Annotated in this window: 20 protein-coding genes and 1 pseudogene; 10 read left to right on the plus strand and 11 right to left on the minus strand. The window is 63.3% G+C overall.

Annotated features, from left to right (window positions below; translation table 11 throughout):
* Positions 1-18: 18 nt before the first annotated feature.
* A complete protein-coding gene (locus ACXMDM_RS12950; protein WP_071799901.1) occupies positions 19-2,190 on the minus strand; it encodes a glutamine synthetase III family protein in 2,172 nt (723 codons plus the stop codon).
* A 155-nt stretch (positions 2,191-2,345) separates the two neighbouring features.
* On the opposite strand from ACXMDM_RS12950, the gene ACXMDM_RS12955 reads away from it, so the two are divergent.
* The 3 genes from ACXMDM_RS12955 (at position 2,346) to ACXMDM_RS12965 (ending at position 5,303) form a co-directional block, all read left to right on the plus strand.
* A complete protein-coding gene (locus tag ACXMDM_RS12955) occupies positions 2,346-2,603 on the plus strand; it encodes a hypothetical protein (protein ID WP_162922832.1) in 258 nt (85 codons plus the stop codon).
* A 563-nt stretch (positions 2,604-3,166) separates the two neighbouring features.
* A complete protein-coding gene (locus tag ACXMDM_RS12960) occupies positions 3,167-4,942 on the plus strand; it encodes a DEAD/DEAH box helicase (RefSeq protein ID WP_370454082.1) in 1,776 nt (591 codons plus the stop codon).
* Positions 4,943-5,048: 106 nt separating this feature from the next.
* Positions 5,049-5,303: a cyclin family protein gene (locus ACXMDM_RS12965; RefSeq protein WP_145536636.1), complete on the plus strand. Its 255-nt coding sequence runs from the start codon at positions 5,049-5,051 to the stop codon at positions 5,301-5,303.
* A 9-nt stretch (positions 5,304-5,312) separates the two neighbouring features.
* On the opposite strand, the gene ACXMDM_RS12970 is transcribed toward ACXMDM_RS12965, so the two are convergent.
* Positions 5,313-5,513, minus strand: a complete 201-nt coding sequence (locus ACXMDM_RS12970) for a DUF8633 family putative protein (protein WP_071799905.1) — start codon at positions 5,511-5,513, stop codon at positions 5,313-5,315.
* 237 nt (positions 5,514-5,750) lie between these two features.
* Positions 5,751-5,945: a hypothetical protein gene (locus tag ACXMDM_RS12975; protein WP_071799906.1), complete on the minus strand. Its 195-nt coding sequence runs from the start codon at positions 5,943-5,945 to the stop codon at positions 5,751-5,753.
* Between the two features lie 124 nt (positions 5,946-6,069).
* On the opposite strand from ACXMDM_RS12975, the gene ACXMDM_RS12980 reads away from it, so the two are divergent.
* The 3 genes from ACXMDM_RS12980 to ACXMDM_RS12990 all read left to right on the plus strand — a co-directional run bounded on the left by ACXMDM_RS12980 (position 6,070) and on the right by ACXMDM_RS12990 (position 9,624).
* The gene (locus tag ACXMDM_RS12980) at positions 6,070-7,866 is read left to right on the plus strand and encodes an ABC transporter ATP-binding protein (RefSeq protein WP_071799907.1); all 1,797 of its coding nucleotides are present in this window, start codon (positions 6,070-6,072) and stop codon (positions 7,864-7,866) included.
* 85 nt (positions 7,867-7,951) lie between these two features.
* Complete coding sequence (locus ACXMDM_RS12985) at positions 7,952-8,584, plus strand: ParB-like protein (RefSeq protein ID WP_071799908.1); 633 nt, start codon at positions 7,952-7,954, stop codon at positions 8,582-8,584.
* 182 nt (positions 8,585-8,766) lie between these two features.
* Positions 8,767-9,624, plus strand: coding sequence for an LCP family protein (locus tag ACXMDM_RS12990; RefSeq protein ID WP_071799909.1), 858 nt, complete (start codon positions 8,767-8,769; stop codon positions 9,622-9,624).
* Positions 9,625-9,627: 3 nt separating this feature from the next.
* Here ACXMDM_RS12990 and ACXMDM_RS12995 read toward each other — a convergent pair whose 3' ends face one another.
* Entirely contained in the window at positions 9,628-10,665 is a 1,038-nt protein-coding gene (locus ACXMDM_RS12995) for an FAD-dependent oxidoreductase (RefSeq protein ID WP_071799910.1), read from the minus strand.
* 3 nt (positions 10,666-10,668) lie between these two features.
* Positions 10,669-11,265, minus strand: coding sequence for a photosystem II reaction center PsbP (gene psbP / locus ACXMDM_RS13000; RefSeq protein WP_083544596.1), 597 nt, complete (start codon positions 11,263-11,265; stop codon positions 10,669-10,671).
* Between the two features lie 129 nt (positions 11,266-11,394).
* Between psbP and recR the strand changes: the two genes are divergently transcribed.
* From recR to gap, 4 genes and pseudogenes are all read left to right on the plus strand, one after another.
* A complete protein-coding gene (gene recR, locus ACXMDM_RS13005; protein ID WP_233830982.1) occupies positions 11,395-11,964 on the plus strand; it encodes a recombination mediator RecR in 570 nt (189 codons plus the stop codon).
* A 17-nt stretch (positions 11,965-11,981) separates the two neighbouring features.
* Positions 11,982-12,911: a lipoyl synthase gene (lipA, locus tag ACXMDM_RS13010; protein ID WP_071799912.1), complete on the plus strand. Its 930-nt coding sequence runs from the start codon at positions 11,982-11,984 to the stop codon at positions 12,909-12,911.
* Positions 12,912-13,142: 231 nt separating this feature from the next.
* Positions 13,143-14,286: pseudogene (gene gltS / locus ACXMDM_RS13015) on the plus strand (sodium/glutamate symporter).
* Between the two features lie 58 nt (positions 14,287-14,344).
* A complete protein-coding gene (gene gap, locus ACXMDM_RS13020; protein ID WP_071799913.1) occupies positions 14,345-15,361 on the plus strand; it encodes a type I glyceraldehyde-3-phosphate dehydrogenase in 1,017 nt (338 codons plus the stop codon).
* Here gap and ACXMDM_RS13025 read toward each other — a convergent pair.
* From ACXMDM_RS13025 to bioB, 6 genes are read right to left on the minus strand one after another with little or no spacing between them, the layout of a single operon-like run.
* Positions 15,352-18,210 (minus strand): cyclic nucleotide-binding domain-containing protein, encoded by a 2,859-nt coding sequence (locus ACXMDM_RS13025; protein ID WP_071799914.1) that lies wholly within the window; start codon positions 18,208-18,210, stop codon positions 15,352-15,354. The two genes, gap and ACXMDM_RS13025, sit on opposite strands and share 10 nt — an antisense overlap.
* A 35-nt stretch (positions 18,211-18,245) precedes the next feature.
* Positions 18,246-18,785, minus strand: coding sequence for a hypothetical protein (locus tag ACXMDM_RS13030; protein WP_499569765.1), 540 nt, complete (start codon positions 18,783-18,785; stop codon positions 18,246-18,248).
* Positions 18,782-19,762 (minus strand): DUF952 domain-containing protein, encoded by a 981-nt coding sequence (locus ACXMDM_RS13035; protein WP_071799916.1) that lies wholly within the window; start codon positions 19,760-19,762, stop codon positions 18,782-18,784. Before ACXMDM_RS13035 ends, ACXMDM_RS13030 begins: the two co-directional genes overlap by 4 nt.
* Positions 19,759-19,986 carry a hypothetical protein gene (locus tag ACXMDM_RS13040; RefSeq protein WP_071799917.1) on the minus strand — a complete coding sequence of 76 codons (228 nt, stop codon included), beginning with the start codon at positions 19,984-19,986 and terminating at the stop codon, positions 19,759-19,761. The genes ACXMDM_RS13035 and ACXMDM_RS13040 overlap by 4 nt, the downstream gene beginning before the upstream one ends.
* 25 nt (positions 19,987-20,011) lie before the next feature.
* Positions 20,012-20,992, minus strand: a complete 981-nt coding sequence (gene trhO, locus ACXMDM_RS13045; RefSeq protein WP_071799918.1) for an oxygen-dependent tRNA uridine(34) hydroxylase TrhO — start codon at positions 20,990-20,992, stop codon at positions 20,012-20,014.
* The gene (gene bioB / locus ACXMDM_RS13050; RefSeq protein ID WP_071801875.1) at positions 20,989-21,948 is read right to left on the minus strand and encodes a biotin synthase BioB; all 960 of its coding nucleotides are present in this window, start codon (positions 21,946-21,948) and stop codon (positions 20,989-20,991) included. The genes trhO and bioB overlap by 4 nt, the downstream gene beginning before the upstream one ends.
* Positions 21,949-21,975: the final 27 nt, after the last annotated feature.

Raw genomic sequence — 21,975 nt, forward strand, 5'->3', positions numbered from 1 at the left:
GGGCAGAGGCGGAATGAATCAGCGGAAAAACAGCAGCTCCTGGTAGGTGGGCAGGGGCCAGACGGAGTCGTCAACCAACGTCTCCAAGCTGTCCACGGATGTCCGGAGGGTGTCCATCAGGGGCAGAAGGGTGTTGGCGCAGTAATCCATGTGGGCTTGAACCTCGCCATGGGGAGAAGAGCCGATCGCGCTCTCTAGGGCCGCGCAGGCCTGCATCAGCTCCTGGCTAAGGCCGGAGATTTTGCCAGCCAAGGCCTTGTCAGGGGAGAGGCCCAAGGTTTCCTGATGATTCAGGGAATTGGCCAGATCACCGAGGTAGGTCATCACCGCTGGATAGATCTGGGTGCGTGCCATCTGCAGGGCAACTTTGGCCTCCACTTCGATCGCCAGAACGTACTGTTCGGCATAGACCTCAAAGCGACTTTCCAGCTCCACAGGGCTCAGCACCCCTTCACTGGCAAACAATTCGCGGACATCAGGGCGTTGCAGCACGGAAAGAGCTTCGGCAGTGTTGTGAAGGTTCTCCAACCCTCTCTCCTCAACGGCCATGTGGTGCCACTCCTTGGAGTATCCATCTCCCCCGAACACAACAGAGCCATGCTTCTCCATGATCCCCTTGAGGACGGAGATTGCAGCGATTTCGAGCGATTCACCAGCGGCTATTTTCGCCTCCACTTCACTAGAAATAAAACGGAGCGAATCAGCCAGGATGGTGTTCATCGCCACCAGCGGGCCAGCCACTGACTGGTTGGAGCCGACGGCGCGGAATTCGAAGCGGTTGCCGGTGAAGGCAAAGGGCGAGGTGCGGTTGCGATCGCCTGGATCTTTGGGGAATTCCGGCAGAGTGTCGACACCGAGTTGCATCAGGCCGGCAGAAACCGAACTGGTGACTTCGCCGTTGAGAATCTGCTTGTAGACCCCTTCGAGTTGGCTGCCGAGATAGACCGAAATGATCGCCGGCGGCGCCTCGTTAGCCCCGAGGCGGTGATCATTGCCCGCGGTGGCGACAACGGCTCGCAGCAGCGGACCATAGAGGTGCACGCCCCGAATCACAGCCCCGCAAAACAGCAGAAACTGCATGTTTTTGTCGGGGGTGTCGCCGGGGTCGAGCAGGTTTCCCTGGGTGGCATTGCCCACGGACCAGTTGACATGCTTACCGGAGCCGTTGATGCCCTCAAACGGCTTCTCATGCAACAGGCAGTTCATGCCGTGCTTGCGGGCCGTATTTTTCAGCAACGTCATGGTGAGCTGCTGGTGGTCAGTGGCCACGTTGGCGGCCTCAAAGAAGGGAGCCAGCTCGAACTGCCCTGGAGCCACTTCGTTGTGGCGTGTCTTGGCGGGGATGCCGAGGGTGTACATCTGGCGCTCGACGTCCTGCATGAACACCTGCACCCGTTGGGGGATGGCGCCGAAGTAGTGATCGTCGAACTGCTGCCCCTTGGCCGACGGAGAGCCGAACAACGTGCGGCCGGCCAGCAGGAGATCGGGACGCAGTGAAACGAAAGCGCTGTCGACCAGGAAATATTCCTGCTCAGCGCCACAGCTTGAATTGACCGGGGCCACGTCTTGGTACCCGATCAATTTGAGCAGGCGTTGGGCCTCGCGATTCATCGCCGCGTTGGAGCGCAGCAAGGGGGTTTTCTTGTCAAGAGCTTCTCCTGTCCAGGAGATGAACACCGTGGGGATGCAAAAGGTGACCCCGTTCGGGGTTTCCATCAAGAAGGCAGGACTGGTGATGTCCCAGGCGGTGTATCCCCGGGCCTCAAACGTGGAGCGAATACCGCCGTTGGGGAAGGATGACCCATCGGGTTCGCCTTGCACCAGGACCTTGCCGGTGAACTCGGTAATGGTCGAACCGTCACCTTGAACTGAAATGAAGCCGTCGTGCTTCTCAGCGGTGCAGTTGGTCAGTGGGTAAAAAACGTGGGCGTAATAAAGCGCGCCCCGGCCGGTTGCCCACTCCTTCATGGCCTGGGCCACCACGTTGGCGACCGTAACGTCGAGCTTGCCGCCTTCCTTGATCGTTTTCTGTACCGACTTGAAAACTTCCTTCGGCAACGCCGCCTTCATCTTGGCTAGATCGAAAACGTCATGGGCCCAGAGGTCCTGGAGAGGGGCATTGGGAGCCGTTGTCGCCGCCGGACGATCCTGGATCGTCTGAAAAGCGGAGAGACGCTGCGCGCTGGGCATGGGTCGAGAAAGTGATCTGTGAGGCATCCTTGGTGCCAGGCTGCCGGCGGGATGAAGCCGTTGCTACCGATCAGATCGCAGCCGATCGGGCAGAGAAGAGGCCCGGACCCCAAGGGTTGCTAAAGCAAGGCAACCAAGGAGGCTCTCCGGCGCTGATGGGACAGACTGAACGGGTTGCTCGACGCACCCCGATGATCCGTTACTACCTCCTGCTTCCGGATCCAAAGGGTGGCGAAGCCACGCTCGGCCGCATGCTCGACGACCGCTCCGAGGCCTGCTTTGACATTGCGGCCACTCCACCCGGCTGGCAGACATGCAGCAACCAGATCCAGAGACGGCTGCATTCCCACGACAAGATTGCCGAAATCAGCCTGGCGCGTGCCCAGGCCTGGCTTCCGTCGGCCTTTGCCTGAGTTCAACCAGTCCAACGCACCCGGCGCCAGAACTGCTCCAGACTACTGAGGCCATGCTGAACGGCGGTCCGAGTCAGCAGCCGGGTGTCAACAGTTCTGAGTTAACAGCTCTGAGTCAAGACTTCTGAGTTAACAGCTCGGACTCAAAGCTTCCAATCAGCAGGCCCTGCCCCACGGACGCATGAAGGCCATCCGGAATCGGGAAGGCCATCTCGATTCGGCTACCCGAAATGTTGCCATCAGAAGCAGACGTAAAAGTGAGGGAATCCTCAAAGCCATGCGCTTTTGCGGGGCTCAGCGCAACCCGCGGGTAATCAGTGATACAATGATTACTCACCCTTTGATAAAGGGCAAGGCAGTCTTGCATCAGGTCGAATCGGCCAGAGATTGGGATCACTGCCGGCCTGTGTTGAAGGATCTCCCAGGCCTAAGCCTCGTCAATTTTTTCCGTGACCCAGCAGCCTTCCGCGTGCGAGAGCTTCGCGTGCTCTTCGGACGCCACCAGCCAACCGCAGCCTGACACCACCATTTCTGATTTGCCTGCATCCCTTCCTGCCACTCCCTTGGATACCAGCCCAGCAGCAACGCCAGAGTCTCCGGATGTTCCGGAGGCCCCTGAGACCATTGAATCTGGCCAAGGCGACGTTGAGATCGAAAACGGCTTCTCCTGTTTCGGCCTCAGCGAGCAACTCGTTAAGGCTGTTGTTCTCTGCGGCTACACCACTCCATCACCGATTCAGAAGGCTGCCATCCCTGAGCTGATGCTCGGCCGCGATCTGGTTGGCCAGGCCCAGACAGGAACCGGCAAGACAGCCGCCTTTGCCCTGCCCCTGCTCTCCAGGCTGGATCCCAACCAACGCACCCCCCAGGTGTTGGTGCTCACCCCCACCCGGGAACTCGCCCTGCAGGTTGCCGAAGCCTTCAACACCTACGCCAGCCAACTGCCCCAGGTGCGCATTCTGCCGATCTACGGCGGCGCCGATTTCCGTGATCAGATCGTCAGGCTGAAGCGTGGTGTTCAGGTAGTGGTCGGTACACCTGGCCGGGTCATGGATCACATGCGGCAGGGAACGCTCGACCTCTCCGGACTTCGCAGCCTGGTGCTCGACGAAGCCGATGAGATGCTGCGGATGGGCTTCATCGACGACGTCGAATGGGTGCTTGAACAACTCCCTGAGCAGCGCCAAGTGGTGCTGTTTTCCGCCACAATGCCCTCGGAGATCCGCAGGCTCTCCCGCAAATATCTCAAGGATCCAGCTGAAGTCACCATCCGCCAAAAAGGGGCCGAATCGAGCACCATTCGTCAGCGCCATCTAGTCGTCAATGGATCCCAGAAACTCGAAGCCCTGACCCGTGTTCTTGAGGCCGAAAGCAGCGAAGGGGTGATCATCTTTGCTCGCACCAAGGCCATCACCCTGGCGGTCTCTGAAGCCCTTGAACAGCATGGCTACGACGTGGCCGTCCTCAATGGAGACGTGCCCCAGAACCAGCGCGAGCGCACCGTCGAGAGGCTGCGCAGCGGTCAGGTGAATGTGCTGGTGGCCACCGATGTGGCAGCCCGCGGCTTGGATGTCGAGCGCATCACCCTGGTGATCAACTACGACATTCCCTTCGACAGTGAGGCTTACGTCCACCGGATCGGTCGCACCGGCCGTGCCGGACGCAGCGGTGACGCCATCCTGTTCCTGACACCAAGGGAAAGGCGTTTCCTCTCCGGTTTGGAGCGCACGGTGGGCAAGCCGATCGACTTGATGGAGGTGCCCACCAATGCCGACATCAACCAAAACCGGCTCGACAGGCTGCGTCAGCAGCTCACAGCCCTGGTTAAGACGCCGCGAGCTGCTGAACAGGAATTGGCCCTGCTCAGCGAGATTCTGCAACGGGTGGGTCGCGAGATCGAAGCCACGCCAGATGAACTGGCCCTCGCTGCCCTGCAACTGGCGGTCGGCACGAAGCCACTGTTGGTCCATGGCAACGAAGACTGGCAACGGTCCAGCGGTCAACGTGACAGGGAGCGCTCCCGTGACGGCGATGATCGCCGTGGCGACCGTCGTCGCCCCGAGCGACAAGGTCGCGAGGAAGGAGGCCACACTCCCGACGCCAACATGGAGCGTTTTCGCATTGAGGTGGGCTGGCGTGATCGGGTCAAGCCCGGCAACATCGTGGGAGCCATTGCCAACGAGTCCGGGCTCACCGGACGCAGCATCGGCCGAATCCAGATCTTTGACACCCACAGCACCATCGATCTGCCCCAGGGAATGCCTGAGGATGTCTTCGATGCTCTGCGGCGCCTTCGGGTGATGAACAAGGAACTGGAAATCAGTCGCCTCACGCGCTGAACCTCGTTGACCCTCTGACCGACGCATGACTTCGCCAGCGGCTGTGAGCCAATCCCTCTTGACGTTGATTTCTCCCAGCTGTTGGTGGCTCCAGCGCAGCGCGGCCTTGGCAGCAGTTGCTGGCCTGGCTTTTTCAGGCCTGGTTCCTGATCAGGCCATGGCCCAATCAGACGACGTGGTCGTGACCAGGCTCTGCCTGGCCGGGTTCAGTGCGGCTTTCCAGGCCGCCAGGCAGGTGGCGCCTCCCGGCATGAACACCTACGCCTGTTCCTGCTTCGTGGAGCAGATCAACCAGGGCTCTGACCTGGCCTCAGCGCAATCCACCTGCCGGGAGCGGGCGATCGCGCGTTATCGCATGTGATCCCTGGGATCAGGCGCATGTTCCAGTCAGGCCATCGGTGCAAAGAGAGGACACCTCCTCGAGGCTGATGGCTTCGAGTGAGGCGATCAGTGTGGGCTGAATGTCAGGACTTTCTGACATAATCAACGTGTGGAGGAGATCGAGTCGATCGGCCAGCGCCAATTCGCCACTCTCACTCCAGGCCAGGCTCCAGGGAACGGGGGCGGGCATTGGATCAGCTAGCAGAGTTAGGATTTGCTAACAATGGCTGAATTTTTCAGTGTTGGGGCCACTTCCCAGATTTTTTTCAACTTCTGTTGGGACATGTCCACCGTCCGCAGGCAGGCGCGCAAGTTGAAACTGACCAGCCAAGAAAAGCCTTAGCGAAAGCCAGGAACCACCCAGACAGAAAACTCGGATCGATCCCAATCCTTGATCGATCCCGCAGCGTCCCTGGCGGCACAAGCCTCAGACAGCGCCTTCAAGCAGATCGAGCAGCTCGTGATCCTGCTCGCGGCTAACGGCCAGGCGGCGCAGCTGATCGGGCGGCTGCAGCAGCAAAGCTTCACCTTCGTGATGCTCGGGCAGGGCCGCTCTGAGGGAGCGGCGGCGAAGTTTGGCTGTCCAGCGCTGGGAGCGGTTGTAAGAGCGAGAGCGTGTCATGGCGATGGCCTCAATCGCAGCCCATTTGTTCTAGCTGGAATGGCCAAGGGAAACAGCTCAGTTCAAACACAAGCCAACGCGCCGGGTTGAATGGCTTTCATCCGCCGAACGCTCAACCCCATCCATGGCCCCATCGCCACCCTCTCCAGCCCTCCAGCGTCTGCTGGCCACGCTGCGTCCCCACAGGCGTCTGGTCTGGCTGGCGGCGCTCTGCTCGGTGCTCAACAAACTCTTCGACCTGGCCCCACCGGTGCTGATCGGCCTGGCGGTCGATGTGGTGGCCAGACAACAGAACTCCTGGCTCGCCGGGATCGGTATCGGTGGTGTTCCCTCCCAGCTGGCCCTGCTGGGGGTGCTCTCGTTCCTGATCTGGAGCGCTGAATCCCTGTTCGAATACCTCTACGGGCTGCTCTGGCGCAACCTCGCCCAGACCGTGCAACACGAGCTGCGCCTGGAGGCCTACGACCATCTCCAGCGCCTTGAGATGGCCTTCTTCGAGGCCGGCAGCAGCGGCCGTCTGCTGGCCATCCTCAATGACGACATCAACCAGCTGGAGCGGTTTCTCGACCACGGCGCCAACGAACTGCTGCAGCTTGTTACCACTGTGCTGGCGGTCGGCACGGCGATGGCGGTGCTCTCCCCAGGGGTGGCCGGGGTCGCCTTTCTGCCGATCCCGGTGATTCTCTGGGGGTCTGTGATCTTTCAGAAACGCTTAGCCCCCCGCTACCGGGACGTGCGCGAGAAAGCCAGTGATCTCAACAGCAGCCTGGTCAACAATCTCGGCGGGATGCTGACGATCAAGAGCTACGCCGCAGAGGCCTGGGAACTCGGTCGGATCGGCTCCTTAAGCGACGCCTACCGGCGCAGCAACCGCCGCGCGATCCAGCTCTCGGCCGGCTTCATTCCCCTGATCCGTTTCGCGATTCTGTTCGCCTTCGTGGCGATCCTGGTGATCGGCGGCCTGCAGGCCTGGCGAGGAACGATTGCCATCGGCAGCTACAGCTTTCTGGTATTCATCACCCAGCGGCTGCTCTGGCCGCTCACCACCCTGGGCCGCACCCTCGACGACTACCAGCGGGCGATGGCCTCCAGCGACCGGGTGCTCGACTTGCTCGCCACCCCAATGGCGATCCCAAGCGGTGATCGACCCTTGCCACTGCAGGAGGTCAGAGGAAGCCTGGAATTCCGCCAGGTCAGCTTCGGCTACGGCGGCCGCGAAGGATTGATTGAGAACTTCAACCTGACCATTCCAGCTGGCCATACCGTCGGCATCGTCGGGGCGACCGGCTCGGGCAAGAGCACCTTGGTGAAGTTGCTGCTGCGGCTCTACGAGGTGGATCAGGGCGAGATCCTGCTGGATGGGTTGCCGATTCGTGATCTCAGGCTCGACGACCTGCGGCGGGCGATCGGACTGGTGAGTCAGGAGGTGTTCCTGTTCCACGGCAGCGTGGCCGAAAACATCGCCTACGGCAGCTTTGGGGCCACCCCGGCGGCGATAGCCCGTGCCGCCCAGCTGGCTGAAGCCAGCGGCTTCATCGACGCCCTCCCTGAGGGCTACGACACCGTGGTGGGCGAGCGCGGCCAACGCCTCTCGGGCGGGCAACGGCAACGCATCGCCCTGGCCAGGGCCATCTTGAAGAACTCTCCCGTGCTGATCCTCGATGAGGCCACCGCGGCGGTCGACAACGAAACCGAGGCGGCGATCCAACGCTCCCTGGAGCTGATCACCGCCGAACGCACCACCCTGGTGATCGCCCACCGGTTGAGCACCGTGCGCCACGCCGATCGCATTGTGGTGCTGGAGGCAGGCCGGATCATCGAGAGCGGCCAGCATGAAGACCTACTGCAGCGAGGAGGCGTCTACGCCAGCCTCTGGCGTGTTCAGGCGGGATTACGGACCGATGAAGCCCTCAGCCTCTGAGATGGGGCCTTTCAACGCTCTTCGCGCGAATGTTGCAGCATGGAGTCGAACTGACTGCTGTCACCAGGCCGCTGCGGCCACGCCCATGGCGCTCAACTCCGGCTCGTTTCACCTGTTGCCCTCTCCACAGGGTGAGCTGTTCGAACTTCCGCTGCGACGCCTTCAACCGACCCAGTTCTGCCTTGGCTTGGCGGAGGTGCGGGCCCGGGCGAACGATTTCCGGCTCGAATCGATCGAAAGCCGGCGCCGCTATCTCAAAAGCCGGCCTGTGCCGGTGGCGGTGAGCAGTGCTGGCGAGCACTGGATGATTGATCGCCATCACCGGCTCAGGGCCCTGCTGGATGTCGACCCCTCCGGGACGGTCTTTTGTGCGGTGGTTCTGGAGCTCAAAGGAGCCAGCCGGCTCCATTGCCTCGAAGAGCTCAATCGCCGGGGCTGGCTCTATTTGCAGGATGGCCAGGGGAACGGTCCCTATGCCCCTGAGCAACTCCCCCAAAGCCTTGAAGCGATGCAGGACGACCCTTACCGCAGCCTGGTCTGGAAGCTCAAGCAGGAGGGCCTGATCAAGGCACAGCCGGCCGTGCCATTTCTCGAATTTCACTGGGGCGCCTGGTTGAGGCGGCAAGCCCTGCCGCCCTTCAGCTCCAGCGAGCTGGATCCCGCCCTGGTCCAGGCCCGCCTACTGGTCCGCAGCCGGGCCGGCTCGGGGATCCCTTGACGCTGATGCCAAAGCAATGTGTTCTGTAGCGGGTGAATTCAAATACCATTTGTGTACTCCACCCCCTAACGCCACACTCAGGGGTTGGGAACCAACGCTTTAACGCCCCTCGGGCATCGTCAGCCTTGCCATTCCAATCCAAACGTCCCAAGCCGAGCCGTCCCTGGCCCGTGTTTTTTGCCATGGTGCTTGGCCTCAGCGGAGGCTTGTTTTTGGCGGCTCCCCTGTCTGGCTTGCTGGCCGGCGACGAAGTCCGTGGGACCAGACCGCTCAGCAATCCGTTTGGCCGCTGGGTCGATACCGATCAAGACCTGCTCGTGCTTGGTTCAGATATGAGCGGAGCCAACACCGATGTGATGTTGACCCTTCGGGTCGGTGAGGGCCGCACCACGATCACCCAGGTACCGCGTGACACCTACATCAATTCCGATCGGTTTGGCCCCCTCAAGGCCAACGCCCTCTACGCCTACGGCGGCACCGAGGCCGTCAAGCAGGAGCTTTCCGATCGTCTGGGCCGACCGATTGGCCACTACCTGATCATCAAGTTGGGAGCCATCCGCCGCATGGGAGACGTGCTGGGCGGCGTTGAAGTCGATGTCCCCAAACGGATGTACTACGTCGACAACAGCCAGGGCCTCTACATCGATCTCCAACCCGGACGGCAAACGCTCAAAGGTCGGGATCTGGAGGGCTTTCTGCGCTGGCGCCACGATGAGAACGGCGACATCGGCCGTATCGATCGCCAGAAACTTGTGCTGGCCGCACTGTTCTCCAAAATCATCCGTCCGGAGAATCTGGTTCGGCTTCCCAGCCTGCTCGCGGCTGCTGGCGATGATGTCAAAACCGATCTCGGCCCGATGCAGATCGGTGGCCTGATCACGGCAATGGCCACCACCACGTTGACAACCGAACGCATCGGCGGCCGGCCCTTCGATCGCGACGGCATCAGCTACTGGGAAGCTGACTGGCCCGCCGTCACCGCTGGCAGCAACTCCAAGGGCGAAGGATCAGGCGAAGGCCGGTATCGCTTCTTGTTCTGACGCTCAGGCGGCGGCCAGATCAGCAGCCAGCTGCTCGGCAAGCGCCGGAGCCGTTGCGAACGGTCCACTGAAGCCCGCGAAACTCCACAACCCCGGCGCCGCCGCTATCGGACCAACCAAAGGCCCGCCATCGGCGCAGAAGGCCACCGGCACCTGGCGATAGTCGGCATCAAGGCGCGCAAGGGCTGGATCCAGCAGCGCCAGCCCTCGGCGCAAGCGTTGCTCCATCCGCGTGGGATCGGGAGGCACAAGACCTCCGGGGCCGGCGGGCACCAGTGTGATCTGCCCCAATAAAGCCCCGCTCCCCCAGGGGGCCAGGCCAGCATCAACAATCCAGGCGTCCTGCGTCAGCGCGGCGGACCTGGCCTCCAGGGCCGGCCGGCGCCAGGCACGCGGTTGCACGACCCTGCCGCGCCGCACCTGCTCAAGCCAGGGATTGCCAGCGGGAAGATCCCTGACAATCAGCACACCGGCCCAGCTGTGACGCAGGTTGGACACAAGAGATGGCCACAGACTCCGGCAAAACGCTCCTGCGGCCAGAACAACCTGGCTGGACTCGAGGCTGGCGGATGGCGAGGGGTCCGGCCCAGCCAACCGCAGGATCCAGCCCCCCCCTGGACGTGGCTGCAGGTTCAGCACCCGGGCGTCGAGCTGGTTCACCCCGGCGGCGGCAAGAACCCTTGGCAGGGCAGCCGTGAAGCGCCTACTGTCCACTTGCCCCACAGGCAACGCGGCGCTGAGCAAGGCAAGGGCTGGCGGTGGCAGTTGGTCAAGCCATCCGCCCCAGCTGTGCAGCACCAGCCCGCTGGCAGCAAAGCCCAGCGGGCCATGACACGACTCCAGCTGCCGCCAGTGACGGCGAGCGGAGAAGCCAAGCATGGCTCCGTAGCTCAGTGAGGTGGCCGAGCCAGGTGGATCCGCCGGATCTTCGGCTGGTGCCACCAGGGTGACGGCCAGACCGCGGCTGATCAGGGCGAGGGCAACCAGCACACCGGCCAGGCCACCGCCCACGACAACCACCGCATCGCGCGGCGCTGCCATGGCTCAGATCTGCAGGGTGAAGGAGGTGATCACGTTGTGGAACAAGTCGCTCACTTTGGGCCAGCGGGCTTCGTTGGTGCTCGCCGCCAGGGTGTACAGACGGCCACGGTCAACAACAACGGTGGCCAGTTCGTGCCGGTCCCGATCGGCGAGATGAACGGCGTACTCCAGGTCATAGAAGGTATGGCCGCCATCCTCACGCTCGATCGCCTCGACCAGTTCGGCCTGGCGGCCACTGCCTTCTGGGGCAATCACAATCCGGCCCAGCTTCTCTCCCACCGCCACGGCGCTACCGAGATTCTCGAGGCTGTTGGTGTCATTCACATCGGAGATCACCAGGCTGAGGGTCTCGTCGCTGTTGATCAGATCGTGGAAGACCACCTGGGGACCGTCGCTGACGGCCACCCGATTCCAGCCGGTGGGATAGAGAAAGGCGTAGCGGCCATCGGGGCTCTGAAAGGTGTTCAGGCCCGCCCCCGACGCACTGCAGCCGCTCAGACCGGCCCCGATCAACAGGGCAGCGAGAACCCAGCTGAACAGGCGGGTGAGGAACGACGACGGCAACGACAAGGGCAGCACAGGGGAAGGGGACGGAGCCATCAGCTGACGACCGGTGCGAGGGAGGTGCCAGAGCACCGCCGCCATTCTGAACCGTGCCAGGACGCAGGCCCCTAGATTCCGGCCAGTTGCGGCGGTTCTCTGAGCGGCTTCACCCGCCCACTGGCCCGGTTGATCGACCAGTTCGAGCGATTGCCGGGGATCGGGCCTCGCACGGCCCAACGCTTGGCCCTGCACCTGCTCAGGCAGCCCGAAGAACAGATCCATGCCTTCGCCGATGCCCTGCTGGCGGCTCGCAGCCAGGTGGGCCAGTGCAAACGCTGTTTTCACCTCTCGGCTGAGCCCCTTTGCGAGATCTGCCTGAATGAAACGCGCCGCAACGGCCAGCTCTGCGTGGTGGCCGATTCACGCGACCTGCTCGCCCTGGAGCGCACCCGGGAATTCAAGGGGGCATATCACGTGCTCGGCGGTTTGATCTCGCCGATGGATGGGGTCGGACCAGACCTTCTGCATGTCCAGTCGCTGGTGCAGCGGGTGGACAGCGAGGACATCAGCGAGGTGATCCTGGCGCTGACCCCGAGCGTGGAAGGTGACACCACCAGCCTCTATCTGGCCAGGCTGCTGCGGCCGTTCACCCCTGTCAGCAGGATCGCCTACGGCCTGCCGGTAGGCAGCGAACTGGAGTACGCCGATGAGGTCACCCTGGCGCGAGCCTTGGAAGGCCGCCGCAGAATGGATTAGCGATGGCAAGGGATGCAATGAATCCAGCGGCGCAAACGGTCACCGGCCGTCGCCACAGCGCCATCGCCCCGGCCGAGCGGCTGCCGCCATGGCTGCGACGACCGATCGGCACGGCCTCAGACCTCGAGGCAGTTCAGGAGGTGGTCAAACAGCAGCGGCTGCACACGATCTGCGAAGAGGGCCGCTGCCCCAACCGGGGCGAGTGCTACGCAGCCGGCACCGCCACCTTCCTGCTGGGCGGTCCGATCTGCACCCGCAGCTGCGCCTTCTGCCAGGTGGAGAAGGGCCAGGCTCCGGTTCCCTTCGATGCCGACGAGGCCGAACGGGTGGCCGAAGCCGTTGACACCCTCAAGCTGCGCTACGTGGTGCTCACCGCTGTCGCCCGCGACGACCTGGCCGACCACGGCGCCAGCCTGTTCACCGGAACAATGGCGGCGATACGGCGCCGCCATCCCCAGATCGCGATCGAGGTGCTCACCCCTGATTTCTGGGGCGGCCATCGCGGCGAAGCGGAAGGTGTGGCGGCCCAGCAACAGCGCCTGGGCGTAGTCCTGGCGGCAGAGCCGGTCTGCTTCAACCACAACATCGAGACGGTGCAGCGACTGCAGGGGCAGGTGCGCCGTGGTGCCACCTACTCCCGTTCCTTGGGATTGCTGGCGGCCTGCCGGCAGCTGGCCCCCGCCATCCCAACCAAATCAGGCCTGATGCTGGGCCTGGGCGAAACGCTCGAGGAGGTGATGGAGGCCCTGGCCGATCTCCGGGGCGTGGGATGCGAGCGCGTCACCATCGGGCAATACCTGCGGCCTTCCCTGGCTCACCTGCCAGTGGATCGCTACTGGCGACCCGAGGAATTTATGAAGCTGGGAGAGCTGGCCCAAGGCCTGGGCTTTAACCAGGTGCGCTGCGGACCACTGGTGCGCAGCAGTTACCACGCCGGCGAGAACTAAGACGTCACATCTGCCGGGAGATCGGCGGATCTGATCAGTGGAACTGATCGGCAGATGTGATCAGCGGGGGAGTCAACAGGAAAAACAAGCCGGGCCACAGGAACGCACCAATTCAATTCGTTCTTTTCAATCAGGTCTTCTCAATCAGGTCTTCTCGATCAGTTCTCCACGAAATCACAACCCTGTTCCATACAATTTGAGAGCTTCGCCACCTTCAACATCGCCATCGTGGTGCTGGCCATCGGCCGCTGGCTCAACCAACGTGTCGCGATTCTTCGAGATTTCAATATCCCAGAACCGGTCACCAGAGGTCTGCTTGCTGCTGGCCGTCGTCCATGGTTTCACCGGGATCGAAGTCGGCTTCAACCTGGCAACCCGTGACTTCCTGCTGCCCTATTTTTTTGCCGCCATTGGCCTGAACGCCGACATCAAGACGTTGATCTCAGGCGGCCGACCGTTGCTGGTGCTGGTGGCGGTCACCATCCTTTACATGATTCTTCAGAACCTGACGGGGGTAGGGGTGGCCAGCCTGTTGGGTCTCAATCCGCTGATCGGCCTGCTGGGGGGATCGGTTTCGTTGCTGGGCGGCCACGGCACAGCCATTGCCTGGGCACCGCGGTTCGCCGCCAGCCATGGCGTCAGCAATGCCCTGGAAATCGGCATCGCCTGTGCCACCTTCGGTCTGGTGCTGGCCTCCTTGATGGGCGGCCCGATCGCTCGCCTGCTGATTCGTGGCAACAAGCTTCAACCGCGTCTGCCGCCAAGGGAATCCCGGCGGGAGTTGATCGGAGGCGAGGCCGAGTCGATCAGCTATTTCAGCCTGCTGCGCACGCTGTTCTGGTTGAACGTGAGCCTGGCCCTGGGCGAGGGGCTCCATGAAGCCTTACAAGCAGCCGGCCGCAATCTGCCGTTGTTCGTGTGCACCTTGTTTGGCGCCATCCTGCTCACCAACACCGTTCCCCGCCTGGGACGATTTCAGTGGCCAGCCAACAGCCGATCGCTGACGATCATCTCAGAGATTTCCCTTGGCATTTTTCTGACGATGTCGCTGATGAGTCTGCAGCTCTGGACGATCGCTGAACTTGCCGGGCCGATTCTCACCATTCTGGCGGCACAGTTCGTAGTGGCTTTCCTCTTCGCCATTGTTGTGATCTTCCGTGTGATGGGCCGCGACTACGAAGCTGCTGTGATCTGCTCAGGCTTCGGCGGCATCTCCCTCGGTGCCACTCCCACGGCGATGGCCAACATGGCAGCTGTAGCCCAGACCTACGGCCCGGCCCATCGCGCCTTCATCATCGTGCCACTGGTTTCTGGATTCTTCGTGGATATCAGCAATGCTTTGGTGATTCAGCGCTTCCTCAACTGGCTGGGCTGAATTCAGGCAACTGCTAGGTTGTGCTGGGATTGAATCGCAAGTTGGCAGAAAAACAACCATGACCATCAAGATCGGCATCAATGGCTTCGGCCGTATCGGCAGACTGGTGTTCCGCCGGGCGTTCGAAATCGAAGGAATCGAGGTGGTCGGCATCAATGATCTGATCGATATTAATTACATTGCATACATGCTTCGCTATGACTCAACCCACGGCCGCTTCAAAGGGGAGGTGTCGATCAGCGATGGCCAGCTGATCGTTAATGGCCGCAGCATCCGCGTGACAGCCGAGCGCGATCCCCGCCAACTGAACTGGGGGGATGTTGGCGCTGAGATCGTTCTAGAGGCCACCGGCCTGTTCCTCACCGATGCCACCGCCCGGGCGCACATCGAGGCAGGCTCCAAAAAAGTGGTGCTCTCCGCCCCATCAAAAGACGGCACGCCGATGTTCGTGATGGGGGTGAACCACAGCAGCTATGCCGGCGAAGATATCGTCTCCAACGCCTCCTGCACCACCAACTGCCTGGCGCCGATCGCCAAGGTGCTGCATGACAACTTCGGCATCAAGGACGGGCTGATGACCACCGTGCATGCCACCACCGCCACCCAAAAAACGGTGGATGGCCCTTCGGCGAAGGACTGGCGGGGTGGCCGGGGGGCAGGGCAGAACATCATTCCCTCTTCCACAGGCGCTGCCAAGGCGGTTGGCAAGGTGATCCCTGCCCTCAACGGCAAGCTCACCGGCATGGCCTTCCGGGTTCCAACCCCCGATGTTTCGGTGGTGGATCTCACCGTGAATCTGGAGCGGCCCGCCAGCTACGCAGCGATCAAGGCGGCGATGAAGGCGGCCTCAGAGGGCCCGATGGCGGGCATCCTCGGTTACACCGAAGACGCTGTGGTCTCCAGCGATTTTCTGGGCGAATCCTGCACCTCAATTTTTGATGCCAATGCAGGCATTGCCCTCACCGACACCTTCGTCAAAGTGGTGGCCTGGTATGACAACGAGTGGGGCTATTCCTGCAAATGCCTCGACCTGATCCGCCACATCGCCACGCCCACAGGGGGCCTTCAGGCCTGAACCGATCGCATGAAGCGCTGGAGATGGCGACTCTCCAGCTCCAGCACGCGCCGTGAAAAGTCCTGGTCGATAGCGAGCACGGCATCGAACGAATCGACAGGAACCGCCAGCAGGCGCGTGCCATCCACGGCCGCCTCGATCGTGTTTTCCGTTGAGCTGTGGGTGAGGACCTCCAGCTCATCGAGCACCTGGCCAGGCTTGAGCTGGTCGTCGCGGCGGGCCTCTCCCTCCCGGTAGCGCACCACCGCCTGCCCTTCGATCAGCAACAGCAGCTCGCGGCAGCGATCGCCCACTTCTGTGATCAGCTCGCCGGCGGCATAGCTGCGCAGTTCGGAGGCCTCCGCCAGGGATTCGAGCGTGTCACTTCTGGTGCGCCGGAAGAAATCACTGGCGGCCAGGAACACCCGTTTTTCAAGATCGGGAAGGGCGGCCAGCTCAGGCATTCGCGGCGCCCCCTCTGCTGACCCCTCCTTGGCCCCGGGGCTGAGCACCAGCGCGGCGGCCTGCCTCAGCAGTGGGGGAGAAGACGGAAGCAGAAATGCAGGGGCGCGGCTGCGGCCCCGCTGGCCATCGAGGCGGGCGATCAGGAGCAGGGCCGCCGCCGCGATCGTGGCGGAGCGATCCTGCAGCAGGCTGTCGAGGTGATCGAGGCTGGCCTCCAGCGGGATCTCCAGGGAGCAGGCGGTGGCCTCGGCGCCGGGGCTGCTCAGAGCTGCCAGCAGCTCGGGTGCCAGACGCTCGCGCCAGGTTTTCTGCTCCAGCAACTCCAGCAGCACCAGGGGCGCAATCCGTTGCAGACGCTCGACCAGACCCGGCAGTTGCGGGTCCCCCTGCAGGCTGATGAAGGCCTCAAGAATCGCTGCCACGCTCAGTTCCTGCCGGTGGCGGATGTGATCGGCAAGCAGGGTGCGCACGAACAAAGGCTGCTGTGCCAGCGAGGGCTGGTGCAAGGCGCGGAAGGCCTCTATCAAGGCGGGCAAGCGCTGCAGCAGCACGTCGGCCCTGTGGGCCACACCCTCGGTGGGCTGGAGCATGCCAAGGATGCTTTCCTGCTCCTGTGCCGTGATCGAAAACTGGCGCTTCAGGGAATCTCGTGCAGCAGGATCGGCCGCCTGGGCCTGGCGGCCCTGCAGCAGGACCAGCCGCTCCAATGACTTGCGATAGCCACTCAGCCGTACCTGATCCTCAAGGCTGCGCCGGCTGTCGGGATCGAGCAGGGCCGGATCCTCCACCCCGAGTTCCTCCAAGAGTTGCTCATGTTCGGCATCGGCAATGCCGAGCTCCCGGCGCATTTGCCTGAGCACATCCAGGCTGCTGGAGACGTTCACGTAGCCCTCAGCCAGGGCGTCTCGCACCACGCCTTTGTAGGCCTCCTGCCGCTTCTCACGGGTGAATCCAGGCAGCACCTTGGCGAGCACATAGACCTCATGGGTGTTCAGATCCCGCAGGGTGCGTCCATCAAGGAACTGCCCAACGTTGAGCTGCAGCCGCTCGAGTTGCTTGCGAAAGCGGCTGGCCAGATTCTCGCGGCCATAAAGATCGGGATCACGATTCCAGGCCCGGTATAACCACAGCGTGCTCAGCATCACCAGCAGCAGGTCAAGCAGCGCTTGCAGAGGCAGGGGCAGCAGCAGAATCAGGGGCCGACCGGAAAAGATAAAAAAGACATTGAAGATCCCGAATGTGCAGAGACAGAACAAGCGATGCCGCACCTGCAGGCTCTGGTCAGATTCCAGAGCTGAATCAGATTGCAGGGAAGAATCGGAAGACTGGCTTGCACGGTTGTGGTTTTTTCGGGCGCACGTTTCTACCCAGTGACCGATCCGGATCCCCAGCCAGGTGCAGAGCCCCAGCACCAAGGGCACCGCCACGAGGCGTGGCAGGTTGATCGGCTGACCAAACAGAAAAAGGCCCGGACTGAGCAGGGTGGCGAGTTGATCACTCTGGCGGATCCAGGCCCCTGAAAAATAATAAGCCCAGTTGCCGGCATAGAGGTAGTAATAGAGGAAATAACCGATCACCAGGCCCACGTAGCCATAACGATCAAAGCCGGCTGTGGGTTGAGCCAGTGCTGCCCAATACATCCGCTCGGCATCGATGTCGATGCAGGGTTGCTGGCAGGCCACGCAGGCGCTCTGCTCGGAACCATCCGGCAGCACCGTGCGGCACATCGACTGGGTGATCAACTGCTCGCTGGTGTGGGCTTTGCTGCCCAGCAATCCGCTGGGTGTGGAGTAAACCGCTTGCACTGGGGCCATCGGACAGAAGTATTGGCACCAGGCCTTGCCGCCGAACAGATAGCCCACCGTGATCGCACAGGCGATCGTGAACAGCAACCAACCAGCCAGCACCAGTCGATCGGCATTGAAGAACAGCAGCCGGCCGCAGAGACCGACGAACAACCAGCCGAATTGCAGCCGCCCGTAGTGACGGCCAAGCCAGGAATCGGGAGGCACTTTGGCCAGCTCCATCCGTTTCTTGCCGCTCTTGGCGTTGATCCGCTCGAATTGCCGTTGTAAGCCCAGCGCCCGGGGGATCTGGGAGAGGAAGGAGAGCGGGCAGATACGGCGCCAGAACTCGTGGCCGAAGACCAACAGAATGAAGACAGCCGAAGGAACGATCGCGCCCCAGAACAGCGTGGTGCCCAGGGGATAGGGCCGATCGACCCGGCAGACACCCTGAACCTCAACGCAGGCCCCAGACAACCGCAAGGGGCTCCAGGGATGGGTGGGTTCCGTCAGTGCCGCCGACCAGGGGTCATAGAACAGCGAGGCGATGATCAGAAGCCAGCCGGCAGTCAGAAACCAGCGCACCAGGTGCATCCGCGACTCCGCAATCTGGTTCGCCATCCCTCGGCCAAAAGAGTGGGGCGAAGCTAACCCGCTTAGCGCAGATCTGAAGGACTGATCTGGAGCGGGGTCAGGATTGCACGGCATCGCCGCAAGCCTTCCTGGCAATCTGCCGCCATCAGCAGACCTGCCCCGCCCCAGAACACCCGCAGAACCAAGTCGAGAGGCCCCCTGCCCACCGCCCGGCCAGGCACGAATCCAAAACGCCGGAAGTAGCGCACCAGGCGCTGATGTTGTCGCTGTTCATCCCGAATCGCCAGCAGCTGGGCTCGGCGGCAGGGCGTTTGCTCCAGGGCCCAGGCAAAGGTGGCGGCCCAGATCAGCACCCCGACGATCCGGTCGTCGGAGCGCACCCGCAGGGTGTCGAGATGGAGGCCAGAGGGGAGCGGCAGGGCCCAGCCCTTGAGCTCACCGAGTAACTCCGCCGCTTCCCCCTGCCGGCAGCGGGCCACCCCGACCCGCAGGCCCCAGACCCCCAGGCGCCGGCCAACCTGGAGGCGAAGGCGCAGACCGCGTGCCGCGGCCAACAGCTCGATCGCGGCGAGGCTGGGCAGGCCTGGGGGCAGGTCGCTCATGCCGGGTAACGCTCCACCGCAAGCACCGCGCCGATGGGCAGGGGACCGTAGAGATGGGGGAAGCGTTCACCGCCAGGCGGCACCGGCTCCAGCTTCAGGGGAGCCGTGAGCCGGTCGGGATCAATGGTGAGCAGCCGCACCGCCCCGGCATCGGCGTAGAAACGCTGGTAGGTGGCGGCCAGCTGGTGAGCCCAGCTGGCGTGGATGAATCCCACCTGCTCCAGGCTCTGGCCCCGGGTCGAGCGGAGATACACCCCTGCCGCCTCTGCCTCGTCCCATTCAGCGGCCAGTGCCAGGTGGTAAAGGAAACGGGGAGAGCGCCAGCGCAGTTGCTGGCCCATCACCGCCGAGAAAGCTTCGCTGGCCAGAAAACGCTCGAGCCAGTGCTGCAGGGGCCCAAGCCCGGGCTCGTTGTCGAAGCCGGCCGGGTCGGCCAGGCGGAACTGACGCACGAACGGCAACAGGGCCAGATCGGCAAGGCAGGGGCGCGAGCCCAGCAGCCAGCCGCCGGCCCCAGCGGAAATCCCGGCGGCCAATGCCGCGTTCCAGCGATGCAGAACCGCCAACGCGGCCTGGCGATGGGCCGTCGCATCGGCGCCCGGATAGCGACTGGCGTATTTGAAGCGATCGAGATGGCCCTTGAACGTTCCGTCATTGATCGCCACCAGTTCGTCGCTTCTGCGGGCCAGCTCGGGCTCGCCGCGTCGCAGCAGATCCTGGGGATCGGACTGCCCCAGCGCCCAGTGCATCACCTCCAGGCTCTCCTCAATCACCCAGACCGGCCGGCCGCTGCTCGCTGGGCCTTCCAGCACCGGCACCGTGCCCTTCGGTGACACCGCCAAAAGCTCGGCCGGCTTGGCCTGGAGGCTCACCTCGCGCAGCTCCACCGCCAGGCCAGCCGCGCTCAGGGCCAGCCGGGCGCGGATCGCGTAGGGGCAGCGGCGAAAACTCCACAGCACCGGAGCCTGGCCACTCACCGCGCGGCCAGGAGGCGTTGCAACGACGCAGAGACGCCGACACGCTCGGCGGGATCTCCAACAAGCGTTAGCTCGCCGGACTTCGGCCACCAGTTGAGGCGAAGATTGGTATCTGGCCCACCGAAAATGAACATCTCGAACTGACCTTTGTGTTCCCAGTGGCCCTGGCCATCGAGGGAATCCACCAGAACCTTGAGCTCATCAAGCGTGCCAAGGAATGTCATCGAGGCGGATCGCAGCAAAGCCAGTTTACGGAGCTGGACTGGCTTGGGGATCCACCGCCCAAGCTGCAGAACCGATGTGGTTCTCCCCCCGCCCGCGCGCCAGGGAGATCTGGCGTTGGCGCTCGGCGAAGCGAGCACAGTCGGCGTTGCTGAATTGGCCGATGCAGTGGTGGCAGCTCACCCCTTCCACGTAGCTGGGCTGCTGGCGATCGGCCAGCGAGAGGGGCAGCCCGCAGGCATGGCAAAGGCTGTGGCTGCCGGGCTCGAGCCGGTGATTCAGCGCCACGCGCTGGTCAAAGACGAAACACTCGCCCCGCCAGCGGCTCTGGCTCTCGGGCACCTCCTCGAGATAGCGAAGGATCCCCCCCTTCAACTGGTGCACCCCCTCGAATCCCTGCTGCTGGAGATAGGCCGTGGCCTTCTCACAACGGATGCCGCCGGTGCAGAACAGGGCCAGCCGGCGGGGCTGGCGCGCCGCCACCAGAGCGTGGAGATCGCGCTCCACCCAGGCTGGAAAGTCGCGGAAGCTGGCGGTGGCCGGATCGATCGCCCCGTCGAAGCTGCCCAGCGTCACCTCATAGGTGTTGCGGGTGTCGATCACCAGGGTGTCTGGGTCCGCGATCAGGTCGTCCCACTGCTGCGGCGGAACGTCGGTGGTCTGCCGTTGCGCCGGCTGGATCTCCGGCCGGCCCATGGTGACGATTTCAGCCTTGATCCTCAGCTTCAAGCGGTGGAACACCTGCCGCTCACTCCAGCTGAATTTGGGCTCAAGATCGGCCAGGCGGGGATCAAGGCGCAGCTGATCGAGAAAGCCACGCAAGCCAGTCTCAGGCCCGCAGAGCGTTCCGTTCAGACCTTCCTCGGCCAGCAACAGGGTGCCTTTCAGGCCAGCGGCCGCCGCCAGCGGCAGCCATTCGGCGCGCCGCTGGCGGAGCTCGCCGGGCTCGAAGCTCACGAACGCATAGAACGCCGCCACCAACCAGGGGGTATCGCCGGAATCGCTCACACCGTGTTGAGGCTGGGTACTTCCACGCTCACGCCCGCCGCCGCCAACAGGGCACGATCAGCCGCCACATCGGGGTTGCCCGTGGTGAGCAGGGTGTCGCCGTAAAAGATCGAATCGGCGCCCGCCTGCAGGCAGAGGATCTGGGCCTCACGGCTGAGCTGTTCGCGGCCGGCGCTCAGGCGCACCCGGCTGAAGGGCATCAGCATCCGAGCGGTGGCCACCATCCGCACCAGCTCCAGCGGATCGAGCGGTTCCTGTTGCTCCAGTGGTGTGCCCTCCACCGCCACCAGGGCATTGATCGGCACGCTCTCGGGGTGGGGATCGAGGTTGGCGAGCACCTGCAGAAGCCCGGCCCGGTCGGTGTCGCTCTCGCCCATGCCGATGATGCCGCCGCAGCAGACGGTCAAACCCGCCCGGCGCACCCTGGCGAGGGTTTCAAGGCGCTCCTGATAGGTGCGCGTGGTGGTGATCCGGCCGTAGAACTCGGGGCTGGTGTCGAGGTTGTGGTTATAGGCGGTGAGGCCAGCGGCAGCCAGCCGTTCGGCCTGCTGGTCGGTGAGCATGCCGGCGGTGACGCAGGCCTCCAGGCCCAGGGCCCGCACCCCGGCCACCATGGCGAGCATGGCGTCAAACGGGGCGCCATCGCGGATGTCGCGCCAGGCCCAGCCCATGCAGAAGCGGTGGGCACCGGCCGCCTTGGCAGCGCGGGCCCGCTCCAGCACCGGCTCCACCGCCAGCTCCGGGCGACCGCTGACATCGGCGCTGTGGTGCATCGATTGGGGGCAATAGGCGCAGTCTTCTTCGCAGCCGCCGGTCTTGACGCTCAGCAGGGAAGCCAGCTGGACCCGATAGCCAGGATTGGCGGCCCGGTGCACCTGCTGGGCTTGCCAGAGCAACTCGAGCAGGGGTTGCTGCAGCAGATCTTCGATCTCCTGGCGGCTCCAGTTGTGACGCAGCGGAACAGGCAAAGCCTGATCGCCGTG

This window comes from Synechococcus sp. CS-603, assembly GCF_977929215.1.